Origin of the sequence: Leptothermofonsia sp. ETS-13 (assembly GCF_049200465.1) — a bacterium.
Classification (GTDB): domain Bacteria; phylum Cyanobacteriota; class Cyanobacteriia; order Leptolyngbyales; family Leptolyngbyaceae; genus Leptothermofonsia.
Map to the genome: position 1 here is coordinate 3,106,242 of NZ_CP120836.1, position 23,962 is coordinate 3,130,203.

General features: G+C 48.6%; 17 protein-coding genes. 15 read left to right on the forward strand and 2 right to left on the reverse strand.

All coding sequences use genetic code 11. The annotated features are described in order from the left end of the window. The first annotated feature begins 1 nt into the window (after position 1). Positions 2-139, forward strand: a complete 138-nt coding sequence (locus P4D80_RS14135) for a hypothetical protein (RefSeq protein WP_421654641.1) — start codon at positions 2-4, stop codon at positions 137-139. Positions 140-317: 178 nt separating this feature from the next. Here P4D80_RS14135 and P4D80_RS14140 read toward each other — a convergent pair whose 3' ends face one another. Beyond that, positions 318-647, reverse strand: a complete 330-nt coding sequence (locus P4D80_RS14140; RefSeq protein ID WP_421654642.1) for a hypothetical protein — start codon at positions 645-647, stop codon at positions 318-320. A gap of 325 nt (positions 648-972) precedes the next feature. Beyond that, positions 973-2,436: an SLBB domain-containing protein gene (locus P4D80_RS14145; RefSeq protein WP_421654643.1), complete on the reverse strand. Its 1,464-nt coding sequence runs from the start codon at positions 2,434-2,436 to the stop codon at positions 973-975. A gap of 1,215 nt (positions 2,437-3,651) precedes the next feature. On the opposite strand from P4D80_RS14145, the gene P4D80_RS14150 reads away from it, so the two are divergent. From P4D80_RS14150 to P4D80_RS14215, 14 genes are all read left to right on the forward strand, one after another. Next, positions 3,652-4,758: a glycosyltransferase gene (locus tag P4D80_RS14150; RefSeq protein WP_421654644.1), complete on the forward strand. Its 1,107-nt coding sequence runs from the start codon at positions 3,652-3,654 to the stop codon at positions 4,756-4,758. A 34-nt stretch (positions 4,759-4,792) separates the two neighbouring features. Further along, positions 4,793-6,991 (forward strand): GumC family protein, encoded by a 2,199-nt coding sequence (locus tag P4D80_RS14155; RefSeq protein ID WP_421654645.1) that lies wholly within the window; start codon positions 4,793-4,795, stop codon positions 6,989-6,991. A gap of 63 nt (positions 6,992-7,054) precedes the next feature. Further along, positions 7,055-7,981 carry a heterocyst development glycosyltransferase HepC gene (gene hepC, locus P4D80_RS14160; RefSeq protein ID WP_421654646.1) on the forward strand — a complete coding sequence of 309 codons (927 nt, stop codon included), beginning with the start codon at positions 7,055-7,057 and terminating at the stop codon, positions 7,979-7,981. A 35-nt stretch (positions 7,982-8,016) separates the two neighbouring features. Further along, positions 8,017-9,867, forward strand: coding sequence for a heterocyst formation ABC transporter subunit HepA (gene hepA, locus P4D80_RS14165; protein ID WP_421654647.1), 1,851 nt, complete (start codon positions 8,017-8,019; stop codon positions 9,865-9,867). 68 nt (positions 9,868-9,935) lie between these two features. Then, a complete protein-coding gene (locus tag P4D80_RS14170) occupies positions 9,936-10,946 on the forward strand; it encodes a glycosyltransferase (RefSeq protein WP_421654648.1) in 1,011 nt (336 codons plus the stop codon). 165 nt (positions 10,947-11,111) lie between these two features. Further along, a complete protein-coding gene (locus tag P4D80_RS14175) occupies positions 11,112-12,422 on the forward strand; it encodes a glycosyltransferase (RefSeq protein ID WP_421654649.1) in 1,311 nt (436 codons plus the stop codon). Positions 12,423-12,429: 7 nt separating this feature from the next. Beyond that, on the forward strand, positions 12,430-14,952 hold the full coding sequence (locus P4D80_RS14180) for a glycosyltransferase (RefSeq protein WP_421654650.1): 2,523 nt from the start codon (positions 12,430-12,432) through the stop codon (positions 14,950-14,952). A gap of 163 nt (positions 14,953-15,115) precedes the next feature. Beyond that, a complete protein-coding gene (locus P4D80_RS14185) occupies positions 15,116-16,285 on the forward strand; it encodes a glycosyltransferase family 4 protein (protein ID WP_421654651.1) in 1,170 nt (389 codons plus the stop codon). Then, on the forward strand, positions 16,254-17,090 hold the full coding sequence (locus P4D80_RS14190; RefSeq protein ID WP_421654652.1) for a glycosyltransferase family 2 protein: 837 nt from the start codon (positions 16,254-16,256) through the stop codon (positions 17,088-17,090). Before P4D80_RS14185 ends, P4D80_RS14190 begins: the two co-directional genes overlap by 32 nt. 74 nt (positions 17,091-17,164) lie before the next feature. Further along, positions 17,165-18,670, forward strand: coding sequence for an O-antigen ligase domain-containing protein (locus tag P4D80_RS14195; protein ID WP_421654653.1), 1,506 nt, complete (start codon positions 17,165-17,167; stop codon positions 18,668-18,670). Then, on the forward strand, positions 18,609-19,814 hold the full coding sequence (locus tag P4D80_RS14200) for a glycosyltransferase (protein WP_421654654.1): 1,206 nt from the start codon (positions 18,609-18,611) through the stop codon (positions 19,812-19,814). Before P4D80_RS14195 ends, P4D80_RS14200 begins: the two co-directional genes overlap by 62 nt. Before the next feature lie 157 nt (positions 19,815-19,971). Continuing rightward, a complete protein-coding gene (locus P4D80_RS14205; RefSeq protein WP_421654655.1) occupies positions 19,972-21,150 on the forward strand; it encodes a glycosyltransferase in 1,179 nt (392 codons plus the stop codon). 186 nt (positions 21,151-21,336) lie between these two features. Next, entirely contained in the window at positions 21,337-22,392 is a 1,056-nt protein-coding gene (locus P4D80_RS14210) for a glycosyltransferase family 4 protein (protein WP_421654656.1), read from the forward strand. A gap of 171 nt (positions 22,393-22,563) precedes the next feature. Next, complete coding sequence (locus tag P4D80_RS14215; protein WP_421654657.1) at positions 22,564-23,661, forward strand: acyltransferase; 1,098 nt, start codon at positions 22,564-22,566, stop codon at positions 23,659-23,661. The last annotated feature ends 301 nt before the right edge of the window (positions 23,662-23,962 follow it).

Below are 23,962 nucleotides of genomic sequence, written 5' to 3' on the forward strand. Positions count from 1 at the left end.
GTTGTCACTTTATTACAAACAGAAGTTCAACAAAGTTCAAACTGGGTTTAAAGCGACCGATTTTGTCTCACGTTTTTGTCTCACCCGGCCACCTGTTGATGTGCCAAATTGGTTGGATGCGATCGCGGTAGAGATGTAGAGCCAGAGCTTACAAATCCATGGTGTTGATTTACCCTCTGTAAGAAGTAAGTTTTTACCACAACCCAACCGCTGCGCCTCCTCTATATCTATATAGATTGTTGTCTGTATGGTCTGGAAATAGAATTTGGGTGAAGGCAATGACTTGCGCTTCGAGTTGAGCTTGAAGTTTACTGTGACTAGTCTAATTGGTAGAGAACCTGTACCTGATTTCCACTAGAGGTATCATCAACTGGATAAACCCCTGATGGCGGACTGCTTCTCTCCGGTCTAACCAACAGTTCAACATTCCGATCAATCTGTATTCTGTTTTCATTGGTTGTTGGAGAACCGCTAATCACACCAGTTGGTGAATCAGGAGCAGTGTTAGACTCGGAAGTTTGAATCGACCGTTCCTGCAATCCTCCCAGGTCAGCAGATGAACCAATTGGAGTTGACTGAGCAAACCTGGCAGCAGGCAAACTGATCAGAAATGCAATGGTACCCACGATCGCAAATGCTCGATGCATAATGGTACTCCTGACAACTCTTCTTTTACGTCTATTATGACAACCTTATCAAAGGTTGGTTCATCGCTTTAGAATCACTTTGACATGACAGAGGAGTGGATGGGGTTTGAGGCAGGCAACAGAGTGAAGGGTGGAGGGGTAGAGCGGTAGATGAGTGGATGAGTGATGGAGTGATAGGGTGAAAGTCAGTTGTTAGTAGGGGACTGGTTGTTAGTTATTAATGAAGTGTGAGGTAAACAGTCAAAACCCATCTACCCATCCACCCTCCCACTCATCCACCCTTCCATTCCATCACTCCATCACTTCCGCTTCTCTACCCCTAAATCTAAAAGCCTAATAGCCTGATCAAACCCAATACTCCGGTAACTGGAGAAAGAAAGCTACCGAGGGTATCTGTAATTCCTGCGATGGTTGATTTGCCTACAATGATTGTGTCATTGTTGCGCAGTGCTGGATTTGTTTCGTCGTTAATGCCTTTGGAGAAGTCAACGCCGATCGCCCGTTGAGATACGGTGCCGTTGGGATTGAGACGAATAAATGTGACAGACTGCTTTCTGGCACGGGCATTAAATCCACCAGCGGCTAACAGTGCTTGATTGAGTGGTGTATTCGGTGGAACTTCAACGGGGCCTGGCTTCACCACTTCACCAACCACATTTACTGTAATTTTGCCGGGGGCAAAACTGGCTGAAGCAAGTTTCGTAGCTTCACTGGGGCTTAGCGCGGTAGCGGTTGGGATCACAATTGTATCCCCATCCTGAAGGGGCAAATCCTGGCGCAAATCACCAGACTGAAGCAATTGCCAGAAGTCGATCTTGATAGATTGTTCTGGGCCTGTTTTGGTCATTCGCCGCACCTGGATGTTGCGAATGTCAGCCGATTGAGTGATTCCACCTGCGGTTTGAATCGCCTGCGTTACTGTAGGAATTTGAACATTGGGTGCTCCAGAGCCAGCCCCTGCTACAGGTTCTTCTGGTTTCTCGGTGAGTGTGTAAGGACCGGGGCGATTCACCTCTCCCACAACGGCAATTCGCAAGGGACGGTTGGTGACGACGGCAAAATTCGTAGAGGCTAATTGGCGTGCTTCATCTAAATTGGCGCTGGTAGTGGATGGAATAAAGATGCTATCACCATCCCGTAATCGTAGATCTTGTTGAATATCACCTGACTGGATTAGTTGAACCAGATCAACTTTGATGGTTTCATTGCCACCTGAATTGATAGGTCGTTGACGGCGAATTTCTACCTGACGAATGTCGGCGGCTTGAGTCGTACCGCCTGCCAGTTTGATCAGGCGCGTCACAATTGGAACGTTGGTATTGTCACCTGTTGCCGTTGCCGGAACGGTATAGGAACCGGGGCGGTTAACTTCGCCTGCGATCGCGATCGTAATCGGACGGGCTGCGAGCAAGCTAATAGTAATGATGGGGCGAGTCAGATAATCCCGATATTGGGAGGCGATTGCCTCGGAAGCTTGCTTCAGTGTTTGGCCCTGCACGGCAACTGCACCAATTTGGGGCAAATTAACAGTGCCATTGGGTAAAACCTGATATTCACCCGTGTATTCTGGCACGCTAAAAAAATCAATTTTCACGCGATCGCCCGGTCCTAATAAGTAACCGTCCTCTGTTCCCGCAGGAGTTAAATTCTGCGGGGATGGCATAGTCTTTTCTGGTACGCCTGCCAGTGCAAGCGGGGACAGAGGAATAACCCCCAGCAAGCCAGTCAGTAGCAGCCGGGTTGTCACTGATGGAAGGTTTGAAATGACTTGAAGCTTGATTGAAGGCATTGTGTGGTCACAAACTCTTAAATTGCAGATTAGCGAATTAAATAACTTTTTCCTCTATTTAATCCACAATCCCTACTTATAAGTAGGTAGCCATCATTGATTGTCAAGGGGGGAGTGGGGGCTGCGCCCCCAGGCAAGGGGTTTCACCCCCTCCACCCCGAAATTATCCTTAATTTAATTGCGCCTAGCTACTTATAGCAGTCCTGAATAATTCGTGAAATGAAAGGGCTTTGTGAGAAAGGATTCCTGCGGAATCCCTCTTCACAATCCAAATAGGATCGCTATATTCTCTAAAGCTCTAAATTGCCCCGGCAGGATACCGGAAAATGGATCTGAGCTAAATACCTCTTTAGATAGAGATCAAAATCAAAATTGCAGCATCCTATACATTTTGGTGATTAGCTATCTGTACAGACAATAAAAATGCTCAGTAAAAGCGGTGGTTAAAGTTTTTACAAGTGATTTGATGACGAGGTTAATATCAACAAAAATTTTGCTGAGGAGTTTTTAACACTTCCTTCAACGACTACGGAGATTATTCTATTTGAACACTTAAATTGAACGATCAATCATTAACTTACCCAATCCGCCCTGCTCAGGGCATTTGCATCAAATTCTCATTAATATCTGCCTCCCAGCTACCTGGTTGGATTTTTGATATGCAAAGTGCCAATCGATACTCGATTGCTATTTTCAATCTAAACTTCTGCTTTTGTTGTTTATACGGAAAGACTCTATTTCTTACGGGTTGAAAACATTTCATGTCCACCTAAATTTGAAAATTGATGTTCACTTTTGGGTTGTTTAGGTAGAATCAATTATCTCTTTCCTGCGGAAGATGTTCGAGCTTGACAAATTTATTAACCTTCGTTAAATTGTTTGAGTCTTAAATCGAAAATAGTGCCTCATTCAACGCTTCATGATTGAGTTTGAGTAATTCCTTGCTGCGATCGCGTTTTAGAGTTCCTGACCAAGAGAGGTGTTCTGCCATATGAAACCTACTTCATTTCCGGCGCGTATTTGTTTAAGAGCTTGAAATGGGAATTGAGTTGATTCCGGTCTCCCGTTTCGCTGAGTTAAAGCTTCCCTGTCCTGTAAATTAAGGTACAGTTCTTCCTGTACTTTAAGCAGCTTCGGTATTTAAACATGCGGATGAAGGCTAATAGTTGAGTATGTGCTTTCGATTGAAGCGGGTGTTTTTCAACTTTTCTAGCCATGAAAATTGCATTAGTTCATGATTATCTGACCCAATGTGGCGGAGCAGAACGAGTATTTGAACTGCTTTGCAAGCATTATTCTGAAGCGGATGTTTTTACCTCTTTGTACGATGCAGAGCGCACAATCGATCTGGGCGATCGCCTCGTACAAACCTCAATTCTGCAAAACATTCCCGGAGCTACAAAACATTTCAGGCTACTGGCTCCTCTTTACTTTCCGGTGTTTCGCAACCTTGATCTGCAAGATTACGACCTGATCATCAGCAGCAGTAGCAGTTTCGCTAAAGCGGTTCGCAAGCGAGCTGATGCCCACCATATCTGCTTTTGTCACAATATCACGCGCTTTCTCTGGGATACCCAAACCTATCTCCGGGAATTCAGCACCTACCGCAGATTCTATCCGCTCCTCAATCAAGTCTTTCAGTGGATGCGGCAAATGGATTTGAAGTATTCCCAGGAACCCGATCTCTATATTGCGAATTCCAGTGTGGTTGCCCATCGCATTCAGAAGACTTACAACAAACCAGTCGTCGTCATCAACTACCCGATTGACAGCAATCAATTTGTGTTTTCGGAGCAGAAAGAGGACTACTATCTCGTATCAACACGATTGATCAGCTACAAGCGAATTGACATCGTGATTGAAGCCTTTAACTGGTTAGGGTTACCCCTTTTGATTATGGGGAACGGCCCAGAACGTCAGCGTTTAGAAGCGCAGGCGATGGGGAACATTCAATTCCTGGGGCACGTCAGCGACGAAGAGCGAACTCAACTCATGTCGAAGACCCGTGCAGTTGTTGTAGCGGCTCTGGAAGACTATGGTCTGGTGCCAGTTGAAGCGAATGCCAGCGGCACACCGGTGATTGCCTATGGTGCCGGTGGGGTACTGGATACCCAGATTGCTGAAGAAACCGGAATTCTATTTAACCGCCAAACGCCCGAATCGCTGCAAGCAGCTCTGTTAAAGGCAAACAAGATTAATTGGAATCACCGCAAGATTCGAGAACACGCACTCAGACATTTTTCTGAAGAGGCTTTTTTTAGAAAAGTTGATCACGTATTTGGGAGGTTTATGACTGATGGGCCTTTTGTAACCGCAAACTAATCCATTCGGTTTTCGAGAGTGAGGAGTAAGCACTGTGACGGTAGACACTTACAGCGGACCTGTGGAATCAGATCCGGGATATGGACAACTGGCTGCTGTTCTCTGGCGACGACGTTTTGTTTTGCTGGCTGTATTCTTTGCCGTTTTGTCTGCATCCGCATTCTGGACGCTCTCGAAAAAGCCCATCTATCAGAGTTCAATGCAGCTTCTGGTCGAGCCCAATTACCAGGGCAAGAAAGATTCGAACGCGGAGACCCAGTTTGCGGATTCCAATGTGGAAATTGATAACTCCACGCAACTGGCTCAAATGCGGAGCTCCCAGCTTCTTCAGAGGGCGGTTGTCATACTTAAGAAGGACTATCCCCGGTTGACGACTGAAGAGCTCCAGAGTTCATTAGTTCTGCTTCAGTTGGAAGAGGACAAGGTCAAAACCAAAATTTTTCAAGCTGTTTACACCAGTGATGATCCAATCAAAGCCCAGAAGGTTTTGCAAGCGATTCAAAAGGTTTATCAAGACTACAACCGGGAGCAGCAGAAGCAGCGGTTGACCCGTGGACTTTCATTTGTCAATGAACAGTTGCCGGTTGTTGAAGAACAGGTAGAAGAGGCAGAAAAAGCGTTGGAGCGGTTCCGTAAAAGCCAGAATGTGGTTGATCCGGAGGTGCAGTCCAGGGCAATTGTTGATGCTTTGACCAGTGTGCAGCGGGAACGGCAATTGAATCGGGCTGAGATTCAACAAGCTCAGGCGCGATTTATGGAACTGCGGCAGCGGGTCAATCAGTCTCCCCAACAGGCCCTGGTTGCCACGCGCCTCAGCCAGTCTTCTCGCTTCCAGTCATTGCTGAACGAAATTCAGAAAACAGAATTATCTCTTGTTCAGCAGCAGGTTCGATTCAAAGATAAGTCTCCTTTTGTGCAGCAGGTGGTTGATCAACGGCAGCGACAGTTATCTCTGCTGTCGGAAGAGGTAGGGCGGATTTTGGGTAATGGGTTTTCGGATCAGTCTGTTGCTGGGGCAAGTTCGCTGTTGACTCAGGGACAACTGGGTGAGACTGACATCAAGTTAATCAATGAGATGGTGGAAGCTCAGGTGAATCTTGTTTCTCTCAATGCCCGTTCCCAGAGCCTTGTAGATGCTGAACAATCGATGAAGGCAGAACTGCGGCGATTTCCTGGTTTGCTGGCAGAGTACAATCGTCTGCAACCCCAGGTTCAACTGCGGCGAGAGACGTTGCAGCAATTGCTAAAAGCCAGACAGGAAATTGCGCTGGAAATCGCCAGAGGTGGGTTTGACTGGCAGGTGGTTGAGGAACCCAAGTTGGGTGTGCAAATAGGTCCCAACCTTTCTCGCAATTTAATGTTAGGGGCGATCGCCGGACTCATGCTGGGCAGTGTGGCTGCCTTTGTTCGGGAAGGGATGGATGACTCAGTCCATGATCCTGACGATCTGAAAAAACAGACCAGCTTTCCCCTGCTGGGCATGATCCCCAAACTATCGGGCACTGCCTCGCCCCTACCCAAACTGAATTTGGGAAATGGGGATTTGTTAGCACCTTCCATGATGCAGGTGATTTACTGGCAGCCATTTCGAGAATCGGTTGACTTGATTTACAAAAATATTCAACTGATGCCGACCGCAGATGGCTTGCGATCGCTGGTCATTACCTCATCCCTGGCAGGGGAAGGTAAATCGACTCTGGCGTTAGGTTTGGCAATCAGTGCAGCCCGCTTACATAAACGGGTTTTGTTAATTGATGCAGATTTACGTCGCCCCAGCTTACATAAGCAACTGGGGTTGCCCAACGAAAAAGGACTTTCAACCCTGCTTGCCCAGGGAAATTCCATTGCGGATAAAAGGGATATTCAAATTACCTGCCGCTATCGGGATCTTCCCCTCTCCGTTTTGACCGCAGGACCGACACCTGCCGATCCTGCAAAACTTTTAAGTTCCCAGCGGATGGCTGAGCTGATTGCAACCTTTGAGCGATCCTATGACCTGATTCTGCTGGATGCTCCACCCATTTTAGGAATTGTCGATGCTCTTTTAGCCGCATCGTTTTGTGATGGCACCGTGTTTGTGGGTCGCATTGGACAGGTGACCCGCAGCGAATTGAACCAGGCAACAGCCATATTGAGCAAATTGAACGTGATTGGAATTGTTGCCAACGGTGCCAGCCCGGCAACCAATCCCTACTTTTCTTACGAGAGAAAGCTACAGTCAACAGTTCCCTAAGTTGAGGCCGCTTTGCCCGACTTTAAATTTGTTTGATGCACACTTACCCCCCCCGAACGTGCTATGACAATGCTTTCCATTCCGACCGAAGTTAAGACCGAAGTTCCCGAATTGAAACCACCACTGGATCCCGTTAATCGCTACACTCTCCAATGGCGACAGAAACAGCTTTTGGTAAAGATCAACCAAGATTCAAATATTCCCGGTTTTCCACCGCTGACGAAACAGCAGTGGTTGAGTGAATGTCTGCTGCGATCGCCCGTCCGGCTGGTCAAACTGCCAACTGATTTCCCTGAACCTGAATTGGAGTTTTGGGCCAATGCCTGTGCCAGGGCAGGAAAGTCTATCTTTCTACAAGTGCCCAGTATGGCAGCCTTACCCAAGAAACGGAATCGCATCAAATGGTGGGTCAAACGGTGGACCGAGTGGCTGATTGCAGCTCTGATGTTGCTTATTCTCAGTCCATTGATGCTGCTTTTGGCCTGGCTGATTTGGGTAAGTTCACCCGGTCCCGTTTTATTTACCCAATGGCGAGTGGGCGAGCGGGGTAAGCTGTTCCGAATTTTTAAATTCCGCACGATGGTGGTAGGGGCAGAACATCTCCATCACCAGGTGATGGGCAATCAGTTGGGATTGCACAAGTGCGAAGATGATCCCCGCATTACGCCGCTGGGAGCATGGATGCGGAAATATAGCCTGGATGAACTGCCCCAGTTGATCAATGTGCTGCGGGGTGAAATGAGTCTGGTCGGACCGCGCCCCTGGGCGTTGTATGATGCCGTGCGATTGAGTCCGGAGGTTCGCCATCGGTTAAACGCATTACCAGGAATCACCGGGATCTGGCAGATTACCCGCCGGGCCACTTTGCGAGATCTGGATGCGGTCAATCGGATTGACCTGGGCTACCTGGGTGATTGGTCATTCAGACAGGACTTAAAGATTCTGTTGCTGACAATTCCTAAAGTTCTTTCGGGATTTGGTGCCTATTAATTCGATCAAATGAAACTCATTAATTCACTACACTGATGCGCCTGAGACTTCCTCCGTTTATTCGCAAAGCCCTGAAGTTGACGAGCTTCTGGCAGAATTATGGTTTAATTCTGCGCGAGTTCAAGTATTTCCCACTCCCGGCTTTTCTGGCGATCGCGTTTGCTCTGGCGGCGGCGGGTTTTGAAGGGTTCGGGTTCGGGTTTTTACTGGCATTTTTGCAAAGCCTGGTTAGTCCCGATGCAGCTCCCTTTAAGACCGGAGTGGATTGGTTCGATATCTGGATCTTGGGAATTCAGGAACCCGCTATCAACCGGCTTTATCGGGTTTCCGCACTGATCTTAACGGCAACCTGGACCCGTGCCCTGTTTAACTACCTGACGCAGGTTTATACAGAACTGACCCAGCAAAAACTGGTAGATCGTCTGCGCCGACGAATCTTTGAGCAACTGCAAGCCGTGGGTTTAGGTTTCTTCTCAAAAACCAATTCCGGTGAACTGATTAATACCCTGACGGGCGAAATCAGCAGGCTGCAAGCGGCCTTTGGACTGCTCGCATTCATCATTACCAAAGGGTTGACGCTGGTTGTTTATCTGTTACTTATGTTTCAGCTTTCCTGGCAACTGACATTGATTTCGGTGGCGTTATTTAGTTTGCTGGCCGTAGGACTTTCTACCTTAAATGCGCGGGTGCGAGAGGCCAGTTTTGATGTTTCCATCGCCAGTGGTCGGTTTACGACACGAGCCATGGAATTTATCAGTGGAATTCGCACGGTGCGGGCGTTTGGTACGCAGGAGTTTGAACGGAAACGGTTTTACCAGGCCAGCTCAGGGGTGCTGGAGGCCACGATGAAAGCAGTAAGGGGATGGGCGATCGTTCGTCCCATGGCCGAAGGATTGGCCACCACGATTCTGATTGCCATGATTGTCATTGCCCTGACGCTATTTGTTGCCAATGGCACGTTGCAAATTGCTTCCTTGTTAACGTTTTTGTTTATTCTGTTTCGCCTGGTTCCGGCGGTGCATGAAATCAATGGCAACCGGGCCATGCTGAACACCGCCTGGGGCGCCTTTGACAATATTCGAGAATTACTAAGAACCGACAACAAACCCTATTTAAAGGATGGCGATCGCTCCTTCAGCGGATTGCAGCGGGCGATCGCATTTGAATCCATTGATTTTGGCTATGACCCGGATCTACCCGTGCTGCACAATATCACCCTCACCATTAATCGAGGTGAAATGACCGCAGTAGTTGGCTCTTCGGGCGCTGGTAAAACCACACTGGTGGATCTAATTCCCCGTTTCTATGACCCCACTGAAGGCCGAATTTTACTGGATGGCATCGATTTAAGGGAATTCCAGATTCACTCCCTGCGTCGCCGGATGGCCGTTGTCAGCCAGGATACCTTCATTTTCAATGCTTCTGTACGTGACAACATCGCCTACGGAACTCCAAACGCCAGTGAAGCAGCCATCCTGGAAGCCGCTCGATTAGCGAATGCGCTGGATTTCATTCTGGAAATGCCCCAGGGATTAGATACTCTGCTGGGCGATCGCGGAGTCCGTCTTTCCGGTGGCCAGCGGCAGCGAATCGCTATTGCCCGTGCCCTGTTAAAAGATCCAGAAATTCTGATTCTGGATGAGGCTACCAGCGCTCTGGACTCCATTTCAGAACGGTTGATTCAGGAATCATTGGAAAAATTGTCCAGGGGACGGACGGTGATTGCGATCGCCCATCGCCTTTCGACGATTGTTCGCGCCGACAAGGTCGTGGTGCTGGAGCAGGGACGCATTGTGGAACAGGGAACCTATCAACAGCTACTTGATAACCGGGGCAAGCTCTGGAAATATCACCAGATTCAGCATGAGTTAGGTCAGGTGGGGTAGGGAGTGGATGGGCCCCCTCTCTCCTCACTTCACTAACAACTAACAACCAACACTAACAACTTCCTAATATGTCTCAAACACCCCAGTTTAACTACATCATCACGATTCATAACAAAGAAGATTTGATCCGAGAGGTTTTGATCTGTGTCCTGATTGGTTGTCGGGATAACAGCCATGTTTACCCGGTTTTAGATGGCTGTACGGACGGCACGGAAGCGATCGTGGATGACCTGCTCAAAACTTTTGCCCATGTGCCAATTACAAAGGTCTACACACCAGATGTTCATGAAATTCGCGCCATTAATGCTGGGTTAAAGGCCGCTAACCAGGAAGGTGAGGGCTACAACATCATCTTGCAGGATGATGTTCTGTTGCATGAGTTCAGCTTGCAAGAACAGATTACTCAACTTTATGAGTGGGCAGGAGCCCAATTGGGATTCATTTCATTCCGGCATGGTGCCAATCTTGCTCAAGACATGCTCACGTCGGATTCTGTGCAGCCCTTTGCCGATTATGTTGAGAATGCCTATGGGCATGGAATTCCAACTGCCCACGTATTATTGCCAGGTCAACTAGCTTACCGCACGATCGCGATTAAAAGCCCGGTCTGTATCCCTTTTGAACTGATTCGCACCGTCGGGTTGTTAGAAGAAAAGCTGGCCCCCTACATGTGTGATGACTTTGAGTACTCCATCCGCTGCGCTCAAGCAGGTTACCAGAATGCCGTGTTTGGTGTTCGCTATCAATCAGACGTGAGCTGGGGCACTACCCGCAAAAAGCCAGATTTCAGGCTGCAAGAACTGGAAAAACGCAATATCGGATTCATTAAAGAATGGCACCGGGAAGCGATCGCACAAATTATTGCCAGTGAACAAACCAATCAAATTATGAATGTACCCGGTATGGTCACAAGCAATGAGCAAGAACTGGCTCTGGCAGCCCTGAACCGGAACCGGGAGATGTTAGAGCAATTCTTCAGGCAAGAACAACCCAGCTTTTTAACCAGAGTGAAGCAGAAAATCAAAAACACTCTTTACACAGCCGTGACGAATGGAAGCGGTAAAGGGGGGAGTGGATGAGTAGATGAGTGGATGGGTGGATGAGTTTTGAGTTCTGAATTGCTCCAGTCCCTGCTCCCTAGTAGCCCCCAATCCCTAATCCCCAGTTCCCAATCCCTGACTCCTAACTCCTGTCTCCTGTCTTCTCTCCCCTTTCCCCCTCCCTATTCTCTAACCAGGTAAACCATGATGAAATACTGGCGTATCCCCAGTGGCATCAATCGAATGAGACTCAGTTTTGGGCGATTTCTGCAATTAGCTAAAGGCGATTTGCGCGACCTTATCATTGATGGGGCACGTTTTACCTCTCGCTTCCTGGGATTGCACACTCTCTTCAAAAAAGTGGCCTATGATTCCGGGGTCATTGCCCAGAAAGACTGGGGAGCAGCGGCGATCGCTGAATTTCAGCAACGACTCCGGCAGGAAATTCACTCTCTGGATGCTCCCAAACCCGTGATTTTCATCTCCGCCTGTATGAGTCCGGATGAAGGTGGCGGCTGGAAATACAACGGTGGCATCAAAGAATTTAATTGTCTGGTCAAGCTGCTAAGACAACGGGGATACGAAGCTTACATTGTCACCTATGACGGTACTTATGAACCCTGGTTGATTGACCATCAACCCCATATTTCCCTGGCAGAGTTTCGGGTGATGCGGCAATCTCATCCCCATATTCGCTGTATCACTTCCTGGGCAGAGGCAGAACCGTTTCTCCAGGAATGTGACCAGGTTTATTACTGGGATATGGATCTCTGCTTCAGTGAAAACGAACATTTCCCACTCCTCGCCAATCTGTACCGCACCAAAATCAGGAACACAGCGGGAATTTCTCGCACCATTCAAGCCTGGCACATGGCCTATTTCAGCAAACCCTGTACATTACTTCCCAATCTGGTAGATGACGGACTGTGGACTCCCGATGAAGCGAAACGTAAGTCGTTACGAGTCGGCTACATGGATGAAGGACCACACACAGAACGCTATCTCGATATCATTCGGGACACTACCCTATCACAGGGTTTGAATCTGGAACTTTTCCAGCTAAAAGGACTGGAAGCGGACATTCTTGCCGGAATGCAGACCTGCACCGTGTTTCTCACCATGAATTTAGGAAAAGATCCCCTCTGGGGTGAGGGAGGTCCCTTACCACCCCTGGAAGCGATGGCAACCAGCTGTATCCCTATCACATTTGACATTCTGGGGCCTAGAGAAATTATTCAAAGTCATTTCAATGGCATCATCGTGCCCCGCTACCGTCCCGATTTAATGGCCAAAGCGCTGGTAAACCTCTATAAACAACCCGGTGAAATTGAGCGCCTACGGCAGAATGCGCTGACTCTGTTTCGCACCTGTTACACCTTTGATGCTCGCTGGGCAGCCGTCAAAGAATTTTTGGAATTAGCTGAACCCGACACCCTACCTTTAGAAACGCCCATTTACTCATCCACCCACCGACCCATCCACTCATCCACCCACCCCGTAACCAATCTTGATTGAGGGCATCATGAGCGATTCAAGATTTACCTTCTGCATTCCCAATTTGAATAAGGCGAAGTATTTGCCAGCTTGCATTGACAGCATTCTGGCGCAGGATTATTCAAATTGGCGTTGTGTGTTGGTGGATGGTTACTCTACCGATGGCAGTTGGGAATACGTGCAGCAGTATGCTGCCGATCCTCGCTTCCTTTTACTGCGGGGAACGCGCCAGGGAATGTACGCTGACTGGAATGAATGTTTGAGGCATTTAGAAACGGAATATTTCTACTTTTTGACCAGTGATGATACCTGTTTTCCTGAACTGGCCTCAACGGCGATCGCAGCCCTCGACTCCCACCCCGATATTGACGCCTGCCACTTCCCCTTCGATCTGATTGATGCAGCAGGAACCGTTATCATCCCCCATCAAGCCCTGGTACAGAAAGCATTTGGCATCTATTCCAATGCAAATCAGACAACCCATCGCCGTTCAGGGCTGACCGAATTCATGATGCATTTTGTCTACCGGGCGTTGTATCAAACCATCACGTCGCTTGTTTTTCGCCGTAGCCTGATCCCAAAGCTGGAAGGATTTTCCAGCGATTACGGCGTCATTGGAGACTACGACTGGACCATGCGTTTGGGACTCTACACCGATACTCTCTACATTCCCAAACGGCTGGCAACCTGGCGCGTATATGAGGGGCAGGCAACGGACGACGCCATGATGCCCCATGTGACTGAAGACTTGCTGGCGATCGCGCAAAAAAATCTTGCCCTCTTCAAACACAGCAAAAGTAGTCAGAAATTAAAGAAACCATTAGATGACAGCCAGATCCTGGCAGACTTACAAAATGAGCATGCCTGTTCACTGTTCCGGGCTACTAGAAAATCCCAATCCATCCCCCAGGCTTTCAATTACCTTACTGCTCTGATCACAACCTATCCCCTTTATCTCATCAAAAAAGCGCTGAATCGTATCAGTCGCGATCGGCTCTACCCTTACTTGGGAAGAGATCAACTTGCTCGCCAACTGATTGCAGAGTACGGGCTACCCTGGGATTTCACTCGATCTGAAAATCCACAAGATTATTCTCAAAATCTAATTCCCAGTTTGGACCTGCACCCGTCGAATCGATCCTCTATGCAACATTCGTTCCCCCTTTCTGACCCGAAAAGTGAGGAGACGAAAGTTGGAACACCTGTTGGAGTGTGTGGAGGAGTCTCGACCGATTCTCGTCGCGCTGGATTGGAAATTCCGCTGCCAGAACCTTTCGGGGGGTTGGGGGGAGTGAGGCCCCCAAATAGCGGGGGGGCGGGGGGAAGTCCTCCGGAGCCAGCCTCCAACGAAGCTAAGATCTCTACACCCGATAGCCTTAAAGAGACATATTGCCCCCAAATCCTCTCAATCATTGAAAGTTATTTAGGTCATCGCACCTATGGTGATCTAATGAAAAATTACTTTAGCCAAAGCACTTCCTGCCAAACCGAGCTTTACTGGTACAACGACGAGCGTGAATTTACAACTCGCCTGATCAATCGCCTGCTCAGCCTCTGCATTCCAAATCACTGGGTGCAAACCCAAAACCTGGATTTTCGCTGGTTTCGAATTCAATACGGCTTTAGCTACCTGGCCAGACGATTAGCCCTCCGAAAACTGAAACAGACCCATTACTCTGTCCTACATTTCCATACCCAGGCCCTGGCCCTAGCTTCACTGGATTTAATCAGAAAACATCCGACCGTCATTAGCCTCGATATGACCGCAGCTCAGGCATCCAGAATAAAAACCGCTCCCAACCTGCGCTGGACTTACGCCCCCAACTTACATCTGGAGAAGCGAATTTATGAAACTGCGGCAAGCATGGTGACATTCTCTCAAGCAGCCCGCCAATCGGTAATTGAAGATTACAGCATTGATCCCGACAAAGTAAGAGTCATTTATCCAGGTGTGGATCTGACGAAAATCACTCCCGCTGAAAAGCCCTCCAATCAAACTCCCTACCGCATTTTGTTTGTGGGTGGCGACTTTGAACGAAAAGGCGGGCAGGATTTGCTGACAGTCTTTCTGGAAACATTAGCGGATCAGGCAGAGCTACATTTAGTGACCAAGGCCGACATTACCTGTTCTCATCCCAATATTCACATCTACCGGAATATCACTGCTTACACGCCAGAGTGGTTGAGCCTTTACCAGCAAGCCGATGTCTTTGTGATGCCAACCTATGCGGAACCATTCGGTTGGGTCTTCATTGAAGCGATGGCGGCTGGTTTACCGATTATTGCCACCCGCATCAGTGCCATTCCCGAAATTGTGACCCATGGGGAAACAGGTTTCTTAGTCGAACCGGGCGATCGCCATTCCCTGGCCAAAAGCATTCGCACCCTCATGAACAATCCCGCCCTGGGCCAAACCATGGGAATGAAAGGACGCAAAATCGCAGAGCAAAAATTCAACGCCCACACCAATTTTCAGATACTAGAATCCCTGTTCCACAAAGTTGCTCTAAGAGCGTACCCGAAAACTAACATCGCCATCGCTTGCAGCTAGTTTCAAATGCATAAACCACTCTTTAGTCCCCAGCTCCCTGGCCCCTAGCCCCTTAACGATTGTGAACTCAACTGAAAAACGCTGTAGGTGACCATTGCCCACCCTACCCACTTCGCCTTTCGTCTTAAATTCAGAACTCTCCCACCCCTTCACCCCTCCACCCATGAAAGTCCTGTTCACCTGTCACTACAACTTCAACATCAACGCGGGAGCGGCGGGTGTCACCTGGCGACTGGGTCAGCAGTACGAACGCCTGGGACATCAGGTCAAGTATTATTCCTACGACAGCCTGCCGCAACCACTACATCCCCTAGCCAAAGTCGCATTGTTCCCAGAATTTGTGGCAAACCATGCAGCCTCGCTGGAGCGACAGGGCAGTTTAGATGTGATTGATGCCTCTACCGGCGATGGCTGGCTGTGGGCAATGCTGAACCGGAAACGGCAGAACCGTCCGCTCATCATTGCCCGTTGTCATGGGTTAGAGCACATTGAGCATGAGGAATATGTGGAAGAAGTGCAACGGGGAAATTTGCGCTTTAGCTGGAAGTATCCCCTCTATCGCGGTAGCATCCGGCTGTGGGAAGCGGCGGCTTCCATGCGTTATGCCGATCTGGTGCTACTGCTGAATCGACGCGATCGCGAATACGCCATTAACAGATTGGGGGTGTATTCTGAACGAGCCCATATCGTTGCTAATGGAATTCCCGAAACCTTTCTCAGTCAGCCGTTTGAGCCATTAGCAGAGAATGAACCCATCCGAATTGCGCAGGTAAGTACCTACATCATTCGTAAGGGAGTGCACTACGGTAGTCCCGCTCTGAATGCCATTTTGAACCGCTACCCCAATGTAGAAGTCAGCTTCTTTGGCACCGAATGTGAAGAGAAAAAGGTTTACGCAGATTTTGATCCAGGAGTGCGCGATCGCGTCCATGTCATTCCCCGCTATGCCCATGAGACGTTGCCTTTCCTCCTTAAAGGCCACCATATCAAGTTATTTCCCACGATTTCCGAAGGCTTTGGAGTGGCCCTGGTTGAGGCGATGGCCTGTGGGCTGGCTCCGATCACAACGGCAACTCCAGGGCCCCTCGAAATTGTCCAGGATAGGCAGGATGCGATCGTAATTCCCTGTCGAGATAGCCAGGCAATTGAGCAGGCATTGAATCAGCTATTGACAAACCATTCCTACCTAGAGCAGTTACGCCGCAACGCTTACCGGACTGCCCAGAATTACAGTTGGTCTCGTGTTGCCCGGCATAATCTTGAACTTTATGAAAAAGCTCGTCAGTTAAGAGGAACCAGCCATGACTGTCTCCAGCCCGTCGCCAGTAAGTAATCAAGCCCCGACCCAATTTCGTCAAATTTCGGTTGTTATCATCGCTCAAAACGAACAGGAATGCCTTGCGAATGCCATTCATTCCTGTCAACCGTTTGCCGATGAAATTGTAGTCGTTGATGGCGGCAGTCAGGATGAAACCCCTCACATCGCCCAGGAGTTGGGTTGTCAGGTTTACTACAATCCTTGGCCTGGGTATGCGAATCAACGCAATTTTGGAGCCGATCAGGCATTGAACGACTGGATATTTTTCGTTGATGCGGATGAGGTGGTTGATCCCAAACTGGCATCGAACTTATTGAGCTGGAAGCGATCGCCCATCCTGGAAGCCAACGCTTTTTCAGCCATGCGAATTGGTGACTTTTGGGACAAATGGTTAGACAGCCGCCCGGAATATCACACCCGTTTGTATAACAAGCAGGTGTTTCGCATCAAAGATGTTCTCGTTCATGAAGGACCGGATCTCAGAGATGCTCCAGTTGTTAAATTACCCGGCGTCATCTGGCATTACGGTTTCCGCGACATTAGCGATCTGGTCATTCGCTTCAACCGCTACACCGATCTGGATGCCAAACAGGCCTATCGCAACGGTCAACGCTTCAGACTGCTTCGCCTCTTGCTCAAACCACCTGCAAAATTTGTTCAGCAATATTTTTGGTACGGCCTGTTTCGACAGGGGCTGGCCGGTTTTTCACTGGCTGTTCTCTGGAGCTACTACATTTTTCTAAAAGAAATTAAGCTTTACGAAATCACCTGGAAAGCCAGTAAATCTTCAACTCCAGCAATTCGTAACCCAATAAATTGATCAATTAATCGTTAATTCATCACGAATGACCGAACCCTAACTCAGCCACAGCACCCATTTCTAGCGTTCCCTCCATGTTGAGCCAAACTGCCCCTTCTAAATTCAAAAGCCCCATCAGTCTACAACCAACCCTGGCATGGACTGCTATTTTGGGATTGTTTGGCTTTACGGCTCTGTGTATTCTGGCGCAGGCGGGTGGCATTTTACGTCTGGCTTACCCTGCAGGGGCATTTCTAGTGGGTGCATTTCTGTATGTTCGCTACCCCATTCTTTACTTGGGTTTTACCTGGTGGGTGGCATTTCTATCTCCCTTAATTCGCCGTTTAGTGGATTACCAGAGTGGTTGGGTAGACCCCAGCCCTGTGCTGCTAGCACCGTTTTTAGTGATCATGGTAACGACATTGACTCTGATCAGAAAACTGCCACGAGCAGCGCAAATTGGTGGATTGCCACTTGTGCTTTCCATGATGGGAGTGACCTACGGCTACCTGGTTGGCATTCTTAAACAAAATCCCACCTCCGCAACCGTTGCCCTCCTGAACTGGCTGGCTCCCATCCTGCTGGCTTTCCACCTGCTGGTTCACTGGCGAGACTACCCTCGCTATCGCCAGAATCTGCAACGGGTATTTATTTGGGGTGTACTGGTTACAGGAGCCTATGGAGTGTTTCAATATCTGGTTGCACCCCAGTGGGATCGTTTCTGGCTGGTGAATACAGGTTTATTGGCATTTGGCAGACCAGAACCCCTTGGCATGCGGGTGTTTAGCACCATGAATTCACCGGGGCCATTTGCGACCGTGATGATGGCAGGGTTACTGTTGCTGTTTAGTAGTCAAAGTATTATCCGGTTTCCAGCAGTTGCGGTTGGCTATCTGTCTTTTCTTTTATCCATGGTCCGTTCTGCCTGGTTAGGTTGGGTGGTTGGCGTCCTGACGTTCATTCCATCCCTCAAGCCCAGGCTCCAGGTCCGGCTTGTGATTACGGTCATGGTGATGGCAATTTGTGTGATTCCAGTGATCAATTTAGAGCCATTTGCCAGTACAATTTCTGCCCGCCTCCAGACCTTTACCAATGCCAGCAAGGATGTCAGTTATAACGATCGCATCACTGGCTACACCGAAATTTTGGGAGAAGCCCTGGCAGAAGTTCCCGGTGAAGGTCTGGGATATTTCATCAAAAGCGACAGCCTGGGAGCCAATGACAGTGGTATTTTGAGCATGTTTTTCTACCTGGGCTGGTTTGGTACGATTCCCTATCTCAGCGGGATTGCTTTAATGTTCTTCAGCTTATTTCAAAGTACGGTTGGGCGCTCTGACTCATTCATGAGTGCGGCCCGTGCGATTAGTTTAGGGGTGTTTGCTCAGGTGGGTCTGGGTAGTGCGACAGCCGCATTGTCTGGAATTGTGATGTGGTCATTTGCTGGAGTTGCACTGGCGGCTCAGAAGTATTACAACTACCAGCGGATGAAAGCCATTTCGGCACAGTCGATTAGTTCTCAGCTTGAAAGGGTGGTTAATCATGAAAATCCTGTTTCTGGATCAGAGCGGACAACCCGGTGGCGCGGAACTTTGCCTGATTGAGATTGCGAAACCTTACCGCGATCGCTGTCTGGTAGGCTTGTTTAGCGATGGTCCGTTCAAGCAGCTCCTTGAACAGGAACAGATTCCGGTAGAAGTACTGGCGAATCGCCCCCTGCAAGTCCGTAAGGATAGCGGCTGGATCACAGGTATCAAAAGTTTGGGGCAACTGCTGCCCCTGGTTGCCAGAGTCGTACAACTAAGCAAACAGTTTGATGTGATTTACGCCAATACGCAAAAAGCGCTGGTCGTTGGAGCCCTTGCCAGTTTTCTCAGCCAACGCCCGCTCGTTTTCCATCTACACGATATCCTTTCAGCCGAACACTTTAGCTCAACCAATCTTTCATTGGCAGTCACACTGGCAAATCGCTTTGCATCACAGGTATTTGCCACCTCTGAAGCAGCTCGCACGGCCTTTGTGGAAGCGGGTGGCCGTCCAGAAATTACCCATGTTGTGTATAACGGTTTTGATCCTACTCAGTATGAGTGCGATCGCATCCAAATTGAACAAGTCCGACAACAATTAGAATTCCCAGGCAAATTTCTGATTGGACATTTCAGCCGCCTGTCTCCCTGGAAAGGACAACACATTCTGCTGGAAGCGCTGCAACGTTGTCCAGAAAACATTACTACCATCTTTGTGGGCGATGCCCTCTATGGCGAACAGGACTATGCAGAAATGCTGCAAAAGCGGGTGATAGAACTGGGATTACAAGAACGTGTCCGATTTTTGGGGTTTCGCTCTGATATTGTGCCATTGATGTGTGCCTGTGATGCGATCGCCCATACCTCGATTGCACCAGAACCATTTGGGCGCGTGGTTGTGGAAGCGATGTTGTGCCAGCGCCCTGTCATTGCTGCCCAGGCTGGAGGTGTTGTTGAACTGGTTCAACTAGGCGTTGTGGACTGGCTGGTGCCACCGGGAGATCCGGAGCAGTTAGCGGCAGTCATCTGCCTTTATCAAACACAACAGGAGTGGACGCAGACCTTTGCCCATCAAGCTCGAATCCAGTCTCAGCAGCGGTTTCACCGGGATGTCATTAATCAGCAAGTAGCTCAATTATTGGAGCAGGTCTGCAACCGCGATCGCCACTATATTTCCTACTCCCCACACCCTACTCCTCATACTCAATCCACACGCCTGTAGCTGATAGATCTAAAGACGTTAAGTCGCTAGGCACAATTAAATTAAGGATAATTTCGGGGGTGGAGGGGGTGAAACCCCCTGCCTGGGGGCGCAGCCCCCACTCCCCCTTCTTACAGTTAATTATGACCATCTACTTATCACTCATGGAGTCATTTTGATGAATACCCCATTCCCAAACCCCAGAATCAGTTTCTTTCTGCCAGCCCTGGCAGGTGGCGGCGCAGAACGGGCAATGCTGCACCTGGCGCAGGGACTGGCTGAAAGAGGCTTTCCAACCGATCTGGTGCTGGCTAAAGCAGAGGGAGACTACTTATCCCATGTATCCGCTTCTGTACGAGTGGTGGATTTAAAGTCTCGTTCTCCCGTGGTTGTGTCTAAAACCATCGCTCTTCGACGCTATTTACAGCAGGAGCAGCCAGCCGTCCTGTTTTCTGCTCTGGACATTCTCAGTTCAGCGATATGGGCACAACGGTTGGCAGGCGTTTCTACCCGGATTGTGATGTGTGTGCAAACCCATCTCTCGCGCCAATTTCGTAACCATCAACCTAACACGATGGGAAAGGTCAGGCCCCTTCTGGTACGCTGGTTTTACCCCTGGGCAGATGCGATCGTGGCTGCCTCCAGAGGGGTTGCAGAAGATGTATCTGAAATGACTGGCGTTCCCATTGATCGCATCCAGGTGATTTATAATCCCGTTGTTACCCCCGAAGTCTTGCAGAACATGCAAGCCCGGATCAATCACCCCTGGTTTGCACCCGGTGAACCGCCGGTCATTCTGGGAGTTGGGCGCTTAGTCAGCCAAAAAGATTTTCCAACGTTGATTGATGCCTTCGCCCAATTACGGCAGCAGCGAGCAGTCCGACTGATGATTTTGGGTGAAGGGGAAGACCGTCCTCAACTGGAGGCACAAATTCGTCAATTGGGACTGGAACAGGACGTGGCATTGCCCGGATTTGTGGAAAATCCCTATGCCTACATGGCCCATGCCCAGGTGTTTGCCCTCTCCTCAATTTTTGAAGGATTTGGCAATGTCGTAGCCGAAGCGATGGCAACTGGAACATCCATTGTTTCAACGGATTGTGAAAGTGGACCAGCAGAAATTTTGATGGATGGCAAGTACGGAAAGTTAGTCCCTGTTGGTGATGCCAGAGCTCTGGCCGACGCGATCGCCACCACTCTCGATCACCCCACCAATCCTGAGGTTCTGAAGCAACGTGCCCAGGCATTTTCCCTTGATTGTGTTGTTAATCAATACATCAACGTCCTGCACAGGCTTTTGGAAAAGGAGGGTTTGCAAACTGTTAGAACTCACTGCGTATATAGCGATCCTGCTTGAAATTTGAACAGGGTAAAGAACCCCCGCGTGGAAACTTCGCCCCCACCTCCCCTTGTTCACAAATAGTTTGTGAACGCTATAGCATCACGGATGGAAATAGACTATTAGCTTTTAGCCATTAGTCCCCTAGCCCCTAGCCCCTCACCCTTGAACCTCCCCACTCCCTACTTCTTATCTCTGCCCACCATGCACATCCTTCATATTCTTAATGACATTCGTGAACTGGGCAACGGCATTATTAATGTCGCCGTTGATCTGGCGTGTTTACAGGCAAAAGCGGGGCATAATGTTGCGATCGCCTCAGTCGGGGGAGAATACGAAGCACTCCTGGCTCAATATGGAGTGAAGCATTTTCATTTAGATCAGAGCAAACGACCACTGAATTTGATCAATGCAGCCAGAAGCTATCACCGGCTGATTCAATCATTTCAGCCAGCAATTGTCCATGCCCACATGATGACAGGAGTGTTGCTGGCATGGGCATTGAGAAGATCATTTCACTACAGATTAGTTTCCACAGTCCATAATGAGTTTCAACGGAGCGCAATCTTGATGGGTTTAGCCGATCGCGTCATTGCCGTCAGCCATGCCGTGATGGAATCCATGCAACGTCGGGGTATTCCCATTGAAAAATTGCATGTAGTTCGGAATGGTACGGTAGGCAGTCCGCGCCATGGAGTTACTGAACAGCCTGTATCCCTGTGCCGTCCGGCGATCGCAACAGTTGCTGGAATGTACCATCGCAAAGGAATTTCCGAATTAATTACTGCATTTGAGCAAATTGCTCCCGAATTTCCAGAAGCCCATCTTTATCTGATTGGGGATGGTCCCGATCGCCCCACGTTTGAAGCCCAGGCTCAACGCAGTTCCGCTGGCGATCGCATCCATTTCGAAGGATTTCAGCCAGAACCCCAACGCTACCTTCAGTCTACGGATATTTTTGTGCTAGCCTCCCACCGAGAACCCTTTGGGCTGGTTCTATCTGAAGCACGGGAAATGGGGTGTGCTATCATTGCCAGCGACATCGATGGCATTCCTGAAGCTCTTGATGATGGTAAAGCAGGCATTCTGGTACCTCCAGCAGATTCAAAAACACTGGCCAATGCCATCACTCAATTGCTTAAAAGTTCCGATCAGTTAAACGCCTGGAAACACCGAGCTCAGCAAAATCTGGAATGGCTCAGTGTTGCACGAGTTCATAGTGAAACTTTAGCGGTTTATCGAGAATTGTTAATTAAGTGAGGGATGAAGTGCGAGGTGTGAGAAGAAGTTTGGAGTTTGGAGTTGCCCCTCTACCCTCCTCTTCTTTCTTCTTTCTTCTTTCTTCTTTCTAACTCCTCTGTGTTCCCTGTCGCCTATCTACCTTTATGTCGCCTATCTACCTTTAGAAGTGAATACAACGGAGGTTGTTGAATGGCTGCTCCATCAATGAGTGCTGCCCGTCTTGATCGGGACTGCGATCGCGCGCGTAAAGTGCAGCCAGACAGATTTGCAGGATTCGATTTTCTCCGCGCTATCTTTGCAGCGATGGTGGTGATGTTGCATGCCAACCTTTTTGTGGTATTGACTGGTAAATTGGGGCTTAAACCTGTCGCTGATGTTTTAAATGCCAATATTGGTTATCTGGCAGTACCAGTTTTCTTTCAAATCGCGCTTTTTCTGTTTTTTCTCAGGAGCGAGCAGGAGGGGCGAACCTATTTTGTGAAAAAACGCTTACCCAGACTTGTAGCCCTTTACCTCTTCTGGTCAATTGCAAAGCTGATCTTTGACTTTGTTCTGGCCGGAAAAGTGCCCAAAGTTGAGTATGGACTTTCTTCAACTGGCAACTTTGTTAGCTTTATCATCAGTGGTGGCTACTCACCTTTCTACTTCTTCTTCTCCCTCATTTTCTTGACGGCTGTGGCTGAAATCCTGACTCCAATCTTTAACCAGTTAAAAGAGAAATTATTGAAAAGAATTCTTTATTACCTTCTTCTCGTTTCATGTATTTTGGTTATCTCTTTCCCAATCATTGATTCAGTCATTAGTCAAGATCGGGAAGTACTGACTCAAATTCAAAATCCTCTCAGTTTTCTGCCCTACGTCTTTACAGCGGCGATCGCTGTACAAGACTTTAAAGGAGGAAAACTGAGAAAACCGAGGGGAATACTTAAACTCAAGTTATGGATTTTACTGATACTATTTCTAACTTTTACGGTGCTGGAATGGTATTTCTTTGAAAGGTTTCCTCAGTACTCACGGCTTTCTCTCATCTTTGGTTCCTGGCTTCTCTTGTATCTCGCTTTACTTTCAAACCAAAAACCCCCTCGAATTATCACTTTTCTCGCTGGTTGTTCTTTAGGAATTTATGGGCTTCATACATTCTTTACAGACCACACCTATTTTCTAGAATCCCTCTCAGAATTTATTCCAGGAGCAGGACCTTTAGCTCGATTTCTGGTAGCATTATTAGGCTCATTTGTTCTAACCCTCGCCTTCAAAAGAATTAGGATTTTGAGAGGCTTTGTTTGATTTTTGAACTTCATCAGTCGTTGGTTTTCTGTTGAGTCCCTCATTGAGTCGGCAAGAAGAATCAAATACAGAATTGCCGTAAGATCGGTCAGCAACTGCTTGAACCATTCCAACTATAGGCTTGATGTGTTATGGCTCAGCCCAGCTATTCATCCTGTGAGTAATCCTGGTTTGAAAAGAGCGGATAGCGATTAGCTAATCGCTACTAGTGTTGGCAACACTAAATTTTGCAACATGGGGGTTTGAGGGCTTCGCCCCCAAGCAGGGGTGGAACCCCTGCACCCCCAACAAAACTTTCGTT

What these genes read in the sequence shown, in the direction of transcription:
- P4D80_RS14150 (WP_421654644.1), top strand. Translation starts at nt 3,652, where the DNA reads ATGAAAATTGCATTAGTTCATGATTATCTGACCCAATGTGGCGGAGCA.
- P4D80_RS14190 (WP_421654652.1), top strand. Translation starts at nt 16,254, where the DNA reads ATGACTGTCTCCAGCCCGTCGCCAGTAAGTAATCAAGCCCCGACCCAA.
- P4D80_RS14200 (WP_421654654.1), top strand. Translation starts at nt 18,609, where the DNA reads ATGAAAATCCTGTTTCTGGATCAGAGCGGACAACCCGGTGGCGCGGAA.
- P4D80_RS14180 (WP_421654650.1), top strand. Translation starts at nt 12,430, where the DNA reads ATGAGCGATTCAAGATTTACCTTCTGCATTCCCAATTTGAATAAGGCG.
- P4D80_RS14145 (WP_421654643.1), bottom strand. Translation starts at nt 2,436, where the DNA reads ATGCCTTCAATCAAGCTTCAAGTCATTTCAAACCTTCCATCAGTGACA.
- P4D80_RS14185 (WP_421654651.1), top strand. Translation starts at nt 15,116, where the DNA reads ATGAAAGTCCTGTTCACCTGTCACTACAACTTCAACATCAACGCGGGA.
- P4D80_RS14195 (WP_421654653.1), top strand. Translation starts at nt 17,165, where the DNA reads ATGTTGAGCCAAACTGCCCCTTCTAAATTCAAAAGCCCCATCAGTCTA.
- P4D80_RS14170 (WP_421654648.1), top strand. Translation starts at nt 9,936, where the DNA reads ATGTCTCAAACACCCCAGTTTAACTACATCATCACGATTCATAACAAA.
- hepC (WP_421654646.1), top strand. Translation starts at nt 7,055, where the DNA reads ATGACAATGCTTTCCATTCCGACCGAAGTTAAGACCGAAGTTCCCGAA.
- P4D80_RS14210 (WP_421654656.1), top strand. Translation starts at nt 21,337, where the DNA reads ATGCACATCCTTCATATTCTTAATGACATTCGTGAACTGGGCAACGGC.
- P4D80_RS14205 (WP_421654655.1), top strand. Translation starts at nt 19,972, where the DNA reads ATGAATACCCCATTCCCAAACCCCAGAATCAGTTTCTTTCTGCCAGCC.
- hepA (WP_421654647.1), top strand. Translation starts at nt 8,017, where the DNA reads ATGCGCCTGAGACTTCCTCCGTTTATTCGCAAAGCCCTGAAGTTGACG.
- P4D80_RS14175 (WP_421654649.1), top strand. Translation starts at nt 11,112, where the DNA reads ATGATGAAATACTGGCGTATCCCCAGTGGCATCAATCGAATGAGACTC.
- P4D80_RS14140 (WP_421654642.1), bottom strand. Translation starts at nt 647, where the DNA reads ATGCATCGAGCATTTGCGATCGTGGGTACCATTGCATTTCTGATCAGT.
- P4D80_RS14215 (WP_421654657.1), top strand. Translation starts at nt 22,564, where the DNA reads ATGGCTGCTCCATCAATGAGTGCTGCCCGTCTTGATCGGGACTGCGAT.